The organism is Mucilaginibacter sp. CSA2-8R (assembly GCF_038806765.1).
GTDB lineage: Bacteria > Bacteroidota > Bacteroidia > Sphingobacteriales > Sphingobacteriaceae > Mucilaginibacter.
Map to the genome: position 1 here is coordinate 4,233,591 of NZ_CP152389.1, position 14,503 is coordinate 4,248,093.

The 14,503-nt window shown below is 42.0% G+C and carries 11 protein-coding genes; 6 read left to right on the plus strand and 5 right to left on the minus strand.

The features are described 5' to 3' along the window. Positions 1-255 precede the first annotated feature (255 nt). Complete coding sequence (gene pfkA / locus AAGR14_RS17930; protein WP_342645618.1) at positions 256-1,230, plus strand: 6-phosphofructokinase; 975 nt, start codon at positions 256-258, stop codon at positions 1,228-1,230. Positions 1,231-1,540: 310 nt separating this feature from the next. Further along, positions 1,541-1,915 (plus strand): RNA-binding protein, encoded by a 375-nt coding sequence (locus tag AAGR14_RS17935; protein WP_342645619.1) that lies wholly within the window; start codon positions 1,541-1,543, stop codon positions 1,913-1,915. 62 nt (positions 1,916-1,977) lie between these two features. Here AAGR14_RS17935 and AAGR14_RS17940 read toward each other — a convergent pair whose 3' ends face one another. From AAGR14_RS17940 to AAGR14_RS17960, 5 genes are all read right to left on the minus strand, one after another. After that, positions 1,978-2,211 carry a hypothetical protein gene (locus AAGR14_RS17940; protein WP_342645620.1) on the minus strand — a complete coding sequence of 78 codons (234 nt, stop codon included), beginning with the start codon at positions 2,209-2,211 and terminating at the stop codon, positions 1,978-1,980. After that, entirely contained in the window at positions 2,198-2,794 is a 597-nt protein-coding gene (locus tag AAGR14_RS17945; RefSeq protein ID WP_342645621.1) for a hypothetical protein, read from the minus strand. Before AAGR14_RS17945 ends, AAGR14_RS17940 begins: the two co-directional genes overlap by 14 nt. After that, positions 2,778-3,272, minus strand: coding sequence for a sigma-70 family RNA polymerase sigma factor (locus AAGR14_RS17950; protein WP_342645622.1), 495 nt, complete (start codon positions 3,270-3,272; stop codon positions 2,778-2,780). Before AAGR14_RS17950 ends, AAGR14_RS17945 begins: the two co-directional genes overlap by 17 nt. A gap of 101 nt (positions 3,273-3,373) precedes the next feature. Continuing rightward, a complete protein-coding gene (locus AAGR14_RS17955) occupies positions 3,374-4,273 on the minus strand; it encodes an EamA family transporter (RefSeq protein ID WP_342645623.1) in 900 nt (299 codons plus the stop codon). Positions 4,274-4,417: 144 nt separating this feature from the next. After that, positions 4,418-4,654 carry a hypothetical protein gene (locus tag AAGR14_RS17960; RefSeq protein WP_342645624.1) on the minus strand — a complete coding sequence of 79 codons (237 nt, stop codon included), beginning with the start codon at positions 4,652-4,654 and terminating at the stop codon, positions 4,418-4,420. A gap of 318 nt (positions 4,655-4,972) precedes the next feature. Between AAGR14_RS17960 and AAGR14_RS17965 the strand changes: the two genes are divergently transcribed. The 4 genes from AAGR14_RS17965 (at position 4,973) to AAGR14_RS17980 (ending at position 14,478) form a co-directional block, all read left to right on the plus strand. Next, entirely contained in the window at positions 4,973-6,481 is a 1,509-nt protein-coding gene (locus AAGR14_RS17965; RefSeq protein ID WP_342645625.1) for a GAF domain-containing protein, read from the plus strand. Between the two features lie 16 nt (positions 6,482-6,497). Then, positions 6,498-11,357, plus strand: coding sequence for a chemotaxis protein CheB (locus AAGR14_RS17970; protein ID WP_342645626.1), 4,860 nt, complete (start codon positions 6,498-6,500; stop codon positions 11,355-11,357). 281 nt (positions 11,358-11,638) lie between these two features. Continuing rightward, positions 11,639-12,718 carry a PKD domain-containing protein gene (locus AAGR14_RS17975; RefSeq protein ID WP_342645627.1) on the plus strand — a complete coding sequence of 360 codons (1,080 nt, stop codon included), beginning with the start codon at positions 11,639-11,641 and terminating at the stop codon, positions 12,716-12,718. Positions 12,719-12,756: 38 nt separating this feature from the next. Further along, positions 12,757-14,478, plus strand: coding sequence for a hypothetical protein (locus AAGR14_RS17980; protein ID WP_342645628.1), 1,722 nt, complete (start codon positions 12,757-12,759; stop codon positions 14,476-14,478). Positions 14,479-14,503: the final 25 nt, after the last annotated feature.

Sequence of the window (14,503 nt, forward strand, 5' to 3'; positions counted from 1 at the left end):
AGTATTCTGTGTGTGGCGCAAATATAAAAAATTAACAAGCAATCCTTCATTTACCCGTATGGTCGGCATGCGTTGTTATACAGCAAGCATTTTCATGCTGCCCTGCTATCTGTATCAAAATATTGCAAAGTAAGTGTCTACACAACACTAAGAATATCTATCTTTAGCGGCATAATACTTAGCTATTAGTGCAACAGCAATTTTTGCGTTGCTGTTGCTGAGACTTTGCAGATTTTATAAGAGTATATTTATATAATGAGTACGATAAGTAAAATTGGTGTATATACCTCGGGGGGCGATGCTCCGGGAATGAACGCGGCCATCAGGGCAGTAGTCAGAACTGCTCATTATTACCAGTTAGAAGTTTCGGGTATCAGGTTAGGCTACGAGGGCATGATTAATGGCGACATTCAGCCCATGAACCTGAAATCAGTAGGTAATATTTTGCACAGGGGCGGCACGGTGTTAAAAACGGCCCGTAGCGAAGAGTTTCGCACCGACGAAGGCAAGCAAAAGGCTTATCGTCAGTTAAAACGCTTTGGCATTGATGCCCTGGTAGCCATAGGTGGCGATGGTACCTTTACAGGTGCCAACAAGTTTAGCGAAATGTTTGAAATACCGGTTATTGGTATACCTGCCACTATTGACAATGACCTTAAAGGGACAGATTTTACAATTGGTTACGATACTGCCTTAAATACCGTGGTTAAATCGGTTGACCAGATTAGAGATACGGCCGAATCGCACGACCGCCTGTTTATTATCGAAGTGATGGGCCGCGACTCGGGCATGATTGCCCTGCATGCCGGTATTGCTGCCGGTGCCGAGGCGGTAATGATTCCGGAATTAAAAAATAACCTGGAGCATTTGATTGAACGCCTATCGGCTCCCGGACATCAAAAAAGCTCGAAAATATTAATTGTTGCCGAGGGACAAGAAATTGGCGGCGCTTTTGAAATTGGCCGGATAGTGCGCGAGAAATTCCCACAATATGATACCCGCGTATCGGTTTTGGGCCACATGCAACGAGGCGGTCACCCAAGCTGTAACGACCGGGTACTAGCCAGCAGGTTTGGCGTGGCAGCGGTTGAAGGCTTGCAGGCTGGCAAAACGCAGGTGATGACCGGCATTCAAAACCAGCAAATTGTTTATATACCTTTAGATCAAGCCATATTACAACCATCCGAACTGGATTTGAAGCTATTAAAGATCATCGATCAATTATCATAAAACAAACAACAAGAGGCGCATTTTCATTCGCCTCTTGTTGTTTACACTCAACTCTTATATATCACTGATAATCAGCAGTTTCAACTAAGAACTATCTCCTGTTTTTGTGTCAAAACAACGCCGGTTTATCTTTCATAAGAAATAGGTAAGTAAAAACTTAATCTACTGAAATATGCTATGAAAAGCGGCGTTGTATACATACCTTTGAAACAAAAATTATTATACTGGTAATATGCAGAGGTAAGCTGCATAATTATCACAGTTTGTTCATTTGATCGATATTATTAATTTAGAGAAAACCTTATCAGTTATGGTTAAATTATTTGTAAGCGGCTTCCCTTTAGAGATTACAGAAATGGAGCTCGCACAGCTTATTGCCCCACATGGTGATATTGCTACTATTAAAATTGTTCGCGACCGACAGACCAAAAAATGCAAGGGTTATGCCTTCGTGGAGATGGCTACGCTAAGCGATGCCGAAAATGCGGTAATTGCTTTAGACGGCGCGCAGCTTCAGGACAGGGAACTGACGTTAAAAATTAGCGAAGATAAACCCGTTGCTCCTAAGCCTTCGTTCAAACGCCCATCTGCCCGCCCTACCGAAAGGTTTACAAGGAATCCTAACTTTAATAACAACAATTCCGACACCAACAATCAACGCCCGCGGCGCCCACGGCTCAAGTAATTTTGCCTGCCCTATTGCGGCCATTTATTAATGAGTTCAAAGGCAACGCGTTCATTCACAGCTTAACTTATTTTCTTAAACATAGAAAGCATATTACATCGCTGGCTTTCTTTTCTACTGCGCTGTATTTTCACCAGTGCGATAAATTCAAGTGTGATGCCCAAACCCGATAAAAAGCCTTTGGCATAATCGGGCATTGCTAAATGCTTGTTATTTATTGGTGTAAAACATACTAACAGTAATCCTATTATCAGGCAAACCAATGCCTGTTTCGGAACTTCATTATACTTCATCATCTTTTAATTGCTTTGAAATTTTATATAAGTGCATTTTTACTGCGTTTAACTTTTCTGCATTTTTCTTAAACGTTCTTGGTCTTACTAGCAGCCAGATAATAGCTAAGTATAAAGCACCTAAACTATAGGCAATCATTAATCCGCCAGGATATTTGCTGGCTGACTCGTACAAATAAAGCAGCAACCCAACAGAACTTAGCAGCATGATAGCCACCTGCGTCTTTTTGTAAAAGTAAATTTGGTTTTGCCGGGTTTGCTCAATAAAAGCCAAAAACTCCGCGTTGCTACAATCATTTAATTGATAAAAACGCCTGATAGATTTAATGTTAGTAAAGGCCAAACAGGCACAACTTATAGTTATAAGCACCTGCCCTATACGGGTGGTTATCATTTTAGGGTGATAATAAAACATGGTTATCACCATCAACACCGTTAACACGCTGGCAACAATTATAACCAGCCATTTTTTTCTTAGTCGCTGGCTCCGAAACTTCTTTATCAACTGCAGCATCTCTACTGACGTTGGCAAACCATCCGTTTTGGCACTGTGCCATATAGCTTTAAGATTAGTTAAATTGTCCATTCAATTTAAATTGTTTAGCCAGTTTCTCTTTAATCCGGTGTACTTTTACCCGCACATTAACATTGCTTAAACCCACTATGGCAGCAATCTCGGCCTGCGGTACATCCTCCAGCATTAGCGAAATAATAATGCGTTCCGTTTCTTCCAGTTCAGCAATACATTGATATAAAAATTTTAATTTTTCTTCTGGCGACTCCTCTCCTGCTTCAGCCATGTTAAAAGGCAAATCGGCCAGTGGCATACGTTTGGCTACCTCCAATGCCCGTAAACAGTTATTGGTTGCAATCCTGAAAATCCAGGTACTCATTTGCGATTGATAACGAAACGAAGGCAGATTTTTCCAGACAGCTATAAAGGTTTCCTGAACCAGGTCTTTAGCCTGCTCAGCATCGTTAGTATATCCCATACAAACCCTGAAAATCTGGGGAGCATATTGATTATAAATAGCCTCAAAATATGTATTTTCAGCTGTAGTCACTGCCGGTTGTAAGTAATTTATGCCGGTTTAGATACGGCACCTTATAAAATGTTACAACCATTTTATAAACTTACGCCAATGGTAAACATTCACGTTTACAACTAACTTACAGTTTGTTTTTCAACAGCAACTGTACGTTTTCTGGAATAAAACAGGCCTGATACCACCAATAATGCCCCTATCACACCAAATAAGGTAAGCCGCTCATGTAAAATGATAACTGCCATTGCGTAACCTAACACTGGTGTAAGAAACAGCCAGATACCTGCCTTAACGGGATCTTTATGTAGTAAGTGTAGCCAAAGACTATAAGCTACTATAGAAACCGGAAAAACCAACCACAAAAAGGAGACAAAAAAGTTAAAGTTGGGCACAAAGTATAAATGCCTGGCGTTAAGCGCCACAATAGGGATAAATAAAAGGCCGCCAAATATAATTTGCCACATGTTAACCGTAGTGCGGCGTAAGGTTAATTGTGCTTTTGAAAAGTAAATACTACCGAAAGATAAGGAAAGGTTGCCTAACAGCAACGCAACAATACCCGTAAGTGTAGCATGGCTCTCTCTTAAATTAGGTATTGCCGCTATAACTAACCCCACCAGCGAAATAAAGGTTCCGATCCACTCAAACCGGGTAAGCTGCCTTTTTAAGAAAACAGCCGACATCATTACTAAAATTAGCGGATTGGTAGCCATCACCAAGCTTACTAAACCTGCTGATACCGTTTTAACGGCAATCAGAAATCCGCACATATAAATGGTGATGTTAAGCAATCCTAACATAAAAAGCTGGCCAAATTGCTTTTTAGAGGGATGCTCTAACGGATTGCTTTTAGATAATGAACCGTAACTTAGCATTACTACCCCAACAAACAAAAAGCGCAAGCAGCTCAGCAAAAACAAATCAGCAGAATGGACAGCAAATTTAGTGGCAGGTGTGGCAGAAGCCCAAAACAAGGCAAATAATAAACCTTCAAGTATTTCGGTTATTTTATGATTCATTGAACAATACAATACCTCAAAGGTGCATCAATTTGCCGTGAGTTGTATTGAACTATTGTAACGAAATAAAAAAGGCTAAGTATCGTGCTGTATTCACAACATGATGCTTAGCCGCGTATATATAGTGTTATGTTGAATTTTAAATTATGATGCAACCAAATGCATATTTACTGGCAACATAGTTTTAACACGCGCATCACCAACGGTGTCAGCGGTAAGCTCAGCAAACTTCATTTTGGTTTCCTGCAAATCAGTATCGAAATGATATAACTGGCTTTTAAAAGCCGTTAATTTACTTTGGAGGTCAAGAAGGGCTAAACGGTTAGCTTCTTTTTGTGCTTGGGTACGGCTGATAATGTTTTGAATATATTGGCTATCCATAACGATATGTTTACATTTTACATAAAAGCAATATCCGTTCCATAATAGGCAGTGTTGATAACTTTTATTTAACGCACTACTAATCAATTTACGTCAAAACAGCATTAGCAAGCAGTTTAATCAAAGGCTCTTTTTTTACACCATTATCGAATAAATTAAATATTCCATTTGTTAATGTGTATTTTGCGAAACACTATCTACCATGTTAAAAACAAATTCAAAAATTACAGCCTGTACACTATTTTTCTGCTTAAACAGCCTTTTAAGCGCTAAAGGAGCGTGTTTTATTTCCAACAGGATTTAATTAAAACTTAACGTATGGCTAATAAAAACTTTGATTCCGATTTTTGCGGCAGTCTGCCCCTGCATCATGTAAACATGATACAGCCACACGGATATTTACTGGTGCTAAATACAGACAGTTTGGATATTATTCAAGTTAGTGAGAATATTATTGATCTTCTGCAAACCGAAGTATCAGGCATCATTAACACCAATATTGATAAATATATACCGTCTGCCCAATTAGATGAGTTACGCAGTAAGCTTAATTCGGGCATTAAAAATAAAATACCCGTTACGCTCACGATAAACGGCAAGCCGGTGCTGGCACTGGTACATGCTCATCCTAACTATTTACTGATAGAACTGGAAGCCGCTAATCATGGCACTGACCGTACTTTTATTAACGTGTATGAAGAGGTAAAGTATATAATGGCAGCTATCGAGCTGGCTACCTCAGTTAAGCAGGCCTGCGAAATTGCAATACACGAACTTAGGCGCATATCCGGCTTTGACGGTATTATGATGTACCGGTTTGATAAAAACTGGAACGGGACGGTTATTGCCGAAGAAAAAAGTAAGGGACTGGAAGAATACCTGGGTGTTACCTTCCCGGCGTCTGACGTGCCTAAGCAGGCGCGTCAGCTTTATTTAAAAAACCCATATCGTTTAATTCCAAATCGAGATTACACCCCGGTAAGATTATATCCTATTTTAAACCCGGTTACCAATTCGTTTACCGATTTGTCTGACTGTAATCTGCGCAGTGTTGCGAGTGTGCACTTAGAGTACTTGAAAAACATGGGTATTACCGCATCAATGTCGGTAAGGGTGATACACAACGAAGCCTTGTGGGGCTTAATTTCCTGCCACCATGCTTCGGCCAACTATTTAAGTTTTGAGATACGCTCAATCTTTGAGTTATTATCAAGCGTTATTTCTAACAAGATATCGTCTATCATTAACAAAGAAGATTATGATTTTGTAGCTCGTTTGCAAAGCCGCCGTAATTTATTGATTGAGCAAACGTATACGCATAGTGATTTAGTAGAAGGCCTTTTACGGCAAGAAGAAAGCTTGCTTACTTTATTTAGCGCTACAGGCGCCGTTGTTTATTTAGACGGGCACGTAAGCACTGCCGGAAATGTGCCGGATAAAGAAATGCTCGAAAACCTGCAACTTTGGCTACAGGCTAAAAATATTGACAAGGTATACAGCACTACGCAGTTATCCGATGCTTTTGATGAGGCCCTGGAATTTACCGACATAGCCAGTGGTATGCTGGCAATACCTATTGATGCCGATACGGGTGACTATATGGTTTGCTTCAAACCTGAGGTGATCCACACCATTGAGTGGGGGGGCAACCCGAATAATGCCATTAATTTTGAGGAAAACGGATTAAACTATCACCCACGTAACTCTTTTAAAAGTTGGTTAGAAACGGTAAATCAAAGTTCTTTGCCGTGGCACGAACAAGAGTTGATAATTGCCGAAACTTTCAGGAGTTTTGTATTCGAATATAAAACTAAACAAGTTTTATAATTTTTTTGCTGATCGTATGAATAAAGAGTTGAGAGGGCATGTTGCCAATGGCACTCCAGGTAAGTTTACCGATAACTATGTAGTAGCTATCGGCGCTTCTGCAGGTGGATTGGAAGCTATTCATGAGTTTTTTGATCACATGCCGGGTAACTCCAGTTTCTCCTTCATCATCATACAACATTTATCGTCAGATTATAAAAGCCTGTTGGTAGAGCTGGTTTCAAAACACACCCACATGAAGGTGTTTGAGGCTACCGAAAACATGAGCCTGCAGCCTGATTGCGTTTACATTATACCGAATAACAAGCTTATAACAGTAAGCAATAACCGCTTAAAGCTTGCCGAAAAGAGTCACGAGAAAGTGCCCAACACCGCTATCGACAACTTTTTGTTTTCGCTGGCGCATGATAAGCACGAAAAGGCAATTGCTGTTATTTTATCGGGCACCGGTACCGATGGCACCAAAGGCATTGAAGCCATTAAAGAGTGTGGCGGTATGGTAATTGTTCAGGACCCGGAAACGGCCAAGTTTGATGGCATGCCCAAAAGTGCCATTACCTCGGGTAACGCCGACATTGTTACTTCGCCAGCCAAAATACATGAAGAGCTATTTGCTTACATTAAGGAAGAGCCCATTCAAATTTTAGAAAACGGCAAGATCAACGACGATCTTTTTAACGAAATATTCCAGCTGGTACACCAGCAAAGCGGGCACGATTTTAATTTGTATAAAACACCCACCATCATCAGGCGTATTGCACGCCGCATGAGCTTTGTTGGCATCCGGACACTTGAACAATACACTAAATACCTGCAGGGGAATACAGAGGAAGTTAAAGCTTTAGGAAAAGATTTTTTGATAGGTGTAACACGTTTTTTTAGGGACAAAGCGGCATTTGAATTACTGGGCGACAAAGTTATACCCGAAATAATTGATAGTAAGGCAGATGGCGAAACACTTAAAGTTTGGATTTGTGCCTGTAGTACCGGTGAAGAAGCTTACTCGGTAGCCATATTGATTGACCAGTGCCTGCAGCGTAAAAACAAAGACCTTGAAGTAAAGATATTTGCTACCGACATTGATGAAGCCAGCTTAGACGTTGCTTCGCATAATACCTACCCCGAAGTAATTGCTAAAGAAATTGCACCAGACGTACTGGAGCAATATTTTGTAAAAGACGGCAGTCATTACACCATCATTCCGTCAATACGCAAGCAAATTGTATTTGCAAAGCACAATGTAGCTAAAGCACCGCCTTTTATTAAAAATGATTTAATATGCTGCCGCAACATGCTCATTTACATGAACGTGCTTTTGCAGCAAAAGGTGCTCACTACCTTCCATTTTTCACTTAACCAAGGCGGCTATTTATTTTTGGGATCCAGCGAAACGGCTTCGGCTATTAAAGAAGGGCTGCATGAAGTTAGCAGCAAGTGGAAGCTTTATCGCAAAATAGGACCTATTAACCAATCAACTACCAACAATTACTATAGCAGCCCTACCGTTCCGCAAGAAATTAAGCGGCCGCTGCAATCTGTCAAAAAATCTACCGATACACTGTTTACCGAGTTTTTAACCACTACCTTGGGTTACGTGGGTGTTTTTGTAGACAGGAACTATGAAATTAAAGAAACCATAGGCGATTTTAAAAAATACCTGTCGCTGCCCGAAAAGAAGCTGGAGCTTAACCTGCTCAAAATGGTGCCGCGCGAACTTTCGTTTACGCTAAATACCGCCATACGCACCGTTTGGAAAAATAGCGAACCTACTACCTTAAAGCGTATCAAAATAAAGCGCGACCAGGAAGATATTTACGTCAACATATCTATTAACCCTCCCAATACAGCTACGCCATCAGCACTTACTTTGGTCTTATTCAGCGAAACGGCACTCGATCCAGCTTCTAAAGACCAGATACTAATTCCGCTAACTACAGACGAGCATCATAGCAGTTATGTAGCTGAACTTGAATCTGAACTAAACGAGGTGCGCGGCAATCTGCAAATGGCGGTGGAAGAAATGGAAACCACCAACGAGGAACTGCAATCGAGCAACGAAGAGTTACTATCGGCTAACGAAGAGTTGCAATCGAGCAACGAAGAACTGCAGTCGCTTAACGAGGAGTTGCACACGCTTAACACCGAGCACCAGCTTAAAATTAAAGACCTGATTGACCTTAACGACGACTTGAATAACTATTTCAAAAGCGTTGACATTGGTCAGATATTTATTGATACCCATTCGCTGATCCGTAAGTTTAATCCGGCAGCGGTAAGTATGGTTAACCTGATCGAAGCTGATATTAGCCGCCCAATCAGTCATATATCCAATAATATAAAGTATGACCATTTTTTGGATGATATTGCCCAGGTGCAACACCAGCATGACTTAGTGATTGAAAAAGAAATAGAACTTAAAAGCGGCAGGCACTGCCTTATGCGCATACTGCCCTACGTACGTAAAGACAAGCAAAAGGATGGCGTAGTAATCACCTTTGTAGATGTAAGCGCCGTTACCGAGTTGAGTAATATTGTTGCCGGTGCCTTTAATACCAGTTTAAGTGCCATTATGGTATTTAACGCCGTACGTAAGGCCGATGGGCAGATTACTGACTTTGAATGCGTGACGGCTAACAACATGGCATCTAAATTACTCAGTAAGCCCGAAGCTGATTTAAAGCACAGCCTTCTGGTAAAAAACCTGCCCGAGTTATTACAAAATAACTTGTTAGATCAGTTTAAAAAGGTTGTGCAATCTGGCCAGTACCTGCAAAACGAAATTTATTTCGAAAACAAAGGCTGGTACCTGGTTATGGCCAGCAAAATTGCTGATGGCTTTGCCGTAACCTACACCGACATTACCGAGCGTAAACTCAACGAGCAAAAACTTAAAAAGAATTACAACGAGTTAATTAGCGCGCGCGAAAACCTTAAAAAGCTTAATAACGAGTTAGAGGATAAAATTAAAGAGCGTACGTTACGCTTATCTCAAAGTGAAGAACGCTTCAAGCTGGTTTCGCAAGCCACCAACGATACTATTTGGGATTGGAATCTGGTTACCAACGTGATGTGGCGAAGCGATAACTTTACCGCCATGTTTGGCTATCATAGTAACGACGATACCAGCAATGTTAATTTTTGGTTTAGCAAAATACATCAGGAAGACCGCCAGCGGGTTGAACGGAGTGTGCATGAGGCCATTAATAGCGGCAAGAAAAACTGGTCGGCCGAGTATCGCTTTTTAAAAGCCGACGGCAATTACGCCGTGATACTCGACCGTGGCAGCATTCTGCACGATGACTATCATACACCTTTCCGTATGGTAGGCTCTATTGTAGATATCAGCCGTATTACCGAAGCCGAACGACGGGTAAATAACAGCGAAAACCGCTTCAAGAAAATCTACGAGTCAAACATGATCGGCATGTTGTTTGCCGATTTTAACGGTAACATTGTAGATGCCAACAACGCTTTCTTGGATATGCTTGGATATACGCTCGAAGATATTCATCAGGGCGAGTTATCCTGGGATGCCATAACGCCGCCCGACCAAAAAGCAATCAGTGATAGAGCCATTGAGCAGCTAAAGGCTGACGGTTATTGCGCTCCTTTCGAAAAAGAATATATTAAAAAGGATGGTACTAACCTACCGGTATTAATGGGATCTGCTAAACTGGAAGATGATCATATATCAGACGCAGTTACCTACGTAATTGATTTATCGAGCCAAAAAGAAGCCGAAAAAAACCGGATAGAACTTCAAAGCTTAATCAAGAAACAGCAGGAAGAGTTTTATAGCATTTTCATGAATGCGCCGGCACTCATCAGCATCCGCCGCGGGTCTGATTTAAGGTACGAGTTTACCAATAAGGCATTTGAAGACTTTTTTAACCGTCACGATTTTATAGGCCGTACCACACAAGAAGCTCATGCCGACTTTAATTTTAAGCATTTATTTGCCGACGATAAAAAGATTTACAATAAAGGCATCACCCACACTGGCAAAGCCTTTAACGTGAAACGGATTGACGAAATCAGCGGCCAACTGGTTGATACCTGGCTCGACTTTTTGTTTACCCCAGTTTTTGACAACTATGGGAACATAGACGGTATTGCTTTTTTTGGCTTTGAGGTAACCGATTTGGTTAAAGCCCAGCAGGCCACCAAAGAGCTAATGCACCGTAAAGACGAGTTTATGAGTATTGCCAGCCACGAGCTTAAAACACCTATTACCAGCTTGAAAGGTTCGCTGCAAATTGTGCAAAGGCTGGCCCATAACGAAAACACGGTTAGCAAGATCTTCCCTTTCATCGAAAAGGCCAGCAAGCAAACCGGTAAACTTACCTCACTGGTAGAAGATTTGCTGGATGTTACTCGCATACATGCGGGCAAATTGCGCTTTAATTACAGCTGGTTTAGCGCAGGCGAAATGATACGTGAGTGTATTGAAGATACTCAATCGCACACCTCTACACATAAATTTATAATTGAAGGAGAAGCAGATGTTCAGCTGTATGCTGATAAGCATCGTCTGGAGCAAGTACTAAGCAACTTTGCATCTAATGCCGTTAAATACTCGCCGGACACACCGGAGATATTCGTTAAGCAGGAAGTTACCGACAACAACATGCTTAAACTATCGGTAAAAGACTCTGGTATTGGCATACCGGCCGAGAAAAAGGATATGGTGTTCGACCGGTTCTTCAGGGTACAGGAGTCATCGCAAAAGTTCTCGGGTTTAGGCTTAGGTTTATATATCACTGCCGAAATTATCCACCGTCATCACGGTAAAATTGGTGTAGACAGCGTAGAGGGCGAAGGTTCTACGTTTTGGTTCTGTATACCATTAATCCAAACTGAAGAGCAGTTGGATTAATTGGTTCATATACCTAAAGCTATTTATATTAAGGCGTCTGCACGAAAGTACAGGCGCCTTAATTATTTATAGTCGTTACCTAAAGTAACATCTGTAAGACAAATCTTTAAAGCAGGACGAGGCAGGATACTACCACAACATTTATAGTGTAGTTTAGCTTGTACTATACCATTTTAACCTATTTTATAAGCATATAAAGTTAATGGCCAACCGCCGGGTTTTGCCAGCTGCTTTACGTATGGTCATAAACTCAAGGTTGGTATAGGTTTATTTGTACCTATATGAACCAACGGCTTACTTTTTTCCTTTCAGCGTTACTTTTGTTTATCAGCATCGCAACTCAAGCGCAGGAAGATCGCGGTTATAAAATTTACCAGTTTCCGGCAAACATGATTCCTAAAATTGACGGTAAAACAGATGATTGGGACAATTTTCCGAAAGAATATATCGTAGGCACCAACCAGCTATGGGACGACTCTCATCACTATCCGGCCATTGACCCTAAAAACCTGGATGTAAAAGTCCGTGTGGCCTGGGTTAAAGGATTAAATCGCTTGTACTTTTTATACGAAGCTTATGATAATTACTGGGATTTCTCGCTCCCGGGCCTGCACAACGATACCTTTGAAATAGTGGTCGACGGCGACATGTCGGGCGGACCGCTCATCACCGATTTTCATCCATATCAAAACCTGGATCAATGGGACCGGTATTTCTCCTACCATGGTGTACATGCTCAAAACTATCACATTTTTACTCCAGCAGTGGGCAAAGACTGGGCCCTGGCCTGGGGAAGCCAGCCTTGGATTAAAGCATTACCTTATGCTAACATTGCTTACTCGTACAATTTTAAGCCTGGCGAGCCCGGCAAACTGATTGCCGAGTTTTGGATAACGCCCTTTGACTATGCCGGAGCCGAAGGCCCTGCCCGGGCGGTAGAATCTATACTTACCGATAACAAAAAAATAGGTTTAACCTGGGCAGTAATTGACTATGATGATGTAAACGACGAAACGAAAAAAGGATTCTGGAACTTATCTAAAAACCATAAAATGTACGGCAACTCGAGTTTAGGTACTGTGTTTACGCTAATGCCGCTGGATGCCAGGTACAAAAAAGCGATTGATGCCCGCTGGTCGTTCACGGTAATAGATATGAACCGCCGGCTGGTAGCCTTTAAAGACGAAAGCGAAGGTAAAATTACCAACTGGCAGTGGGATTTTGGTGATGGAATCACATCAACCGAGCAACACCCTATCCATCAATACAAAGAGGCAGGTAAGTACATCGTGGTATTAAATGTTAACGGACCGGCCGGCAAGTCGAGAATGTCGAAGGTTTGGGATGTGGCTGTTAGGTAACAAACATTCGCTTTTTATAATACTTAATCTTATAGTCGATGAAATTTAAACTGTTACTTCTTATACTGCTGATTATAACTGTTGAAGCCGAGGCTCAACAAAAACCACCAGCCGGAACGGTAATTATACCAGCCTCTTCTTTTTTAGACAGGATGCCCAAGGGCGACGTTATTGCTGATGCAACACCCAATGCCTGGTACTTTAACAATACAGCCTTAGTACTTAACTCGCTCACCAATTTAATTACCTGGGTAAATATACCCGAAGCAGGTAAGTATTATATGTATGTGCGCAGCTCGGGCGGTAAAGGCAAAGGCTTTAAGGTAGTAGTGGCCAACCAGGTAACCCCTGAAAAATATGGAGACACCACGCTCAATTTTAAGCGGGGCTCGGCCTTTGATTTAAAACCGGGGCGCACGGTTATCAAAATCACCCGCATCAATCCGTCGCCAGTGGTTGATGTAATTGTATTGAGTAAAAACCCCAATCTTAAAGAAGAAGACATTACACCTTATCAACTCAGCCCGGACGTAGTTTTGCTCAAAGAGTATAAGCTGCCCGTTTTCCCTGGTCTGCCTAAGTTCGGTGACGTTGATGGAGATAAAAAAACCGACTTCCTGGTACTATCGCCCGATTTTTCGGCAGCTATGTTTGATAATTCAGGGAAGCAGTTATGGGCGTATCAGGCACCGGCAGAAAACACCCGTTTACGTTCGGAGTTTGAAGCTCCGGGCGTACTTTGGGATTTTAACCATGATGGCAAAGCAGAGGTGGTACACTGGCGCTTTATAGATGGCAAAGAATGGCTGGTAATGGCTAACGGGCAAACCGGGGCCATCATCCGTAAAGTAGAGTGGCCTACACAACCGCTGCCACATGTTTATAACAACTTTAGGCTGGCTGTAGCCAAATTAACGCCGGGGGCACCCAACCAACTAATTGTGTTTACTGATATGGGCGGCACCATTAATGTAAACGCTTACGATGCTGACTTAAAAATGCTATGGCAACACACCAAAAAGCGTGCTAAAGATAATCTGGGTCATTATATATACCCTGTCGACATCAATAAAGACGGCATTGACGAAGTTTTGGTTGGCTCCCTTTTACTGGATGCCAAGGGCAAAGAAATATGGAACCGATTTGATTTAGTGAACGACAACCACGACCATGCCGACAGCTACAAACTAGCCGATGTTGACCATGACGGTAAAACCGACATTGTAATCAGCAATAGCGAAACTGGCGTTTACGCCATTAAAGGCATGACCAAAGAAATTATCTGGCAAAACGTGGCCGAGCACAGCCAACAACTGGATGTAGGCGACTTTTTAGATGGAACACCCGGACCGCAAACCGTTATTGGCGGCCGCACCTACAGCAAAGTCCCGGGCGAGCCTTACCTGTCGAGTCAGTTGTTTTGGTTTGATAATAAAGGCAACCTGGTTAATATGTGGCCGCATGGCTTCCCCTTAAATGGCAACCCTAACTTTGTAAGCGGCAACTGGCAGGGCGATGGCAAACGTCAGGTATTTTGGTACAAATTTAAACTCAACCGCAAAGGCGAAGGCGAGTTGTACTTTCCGGACCAGGTTTATCACATGTTTGATTTTACCGGCCGCGGTGTCGACGAAGTGATTACCATAGGTCGTGGTGTGATGCGGGTATTTGGCTCACGTGCTGCCAAGCATAGCGGTAAAGACCAAAAGGCCGATTTACGATACCTGCAGCTCAACGTAGTAAACCATACCCATTATTAATTTTCGCCTAAACCTTCAATAATTT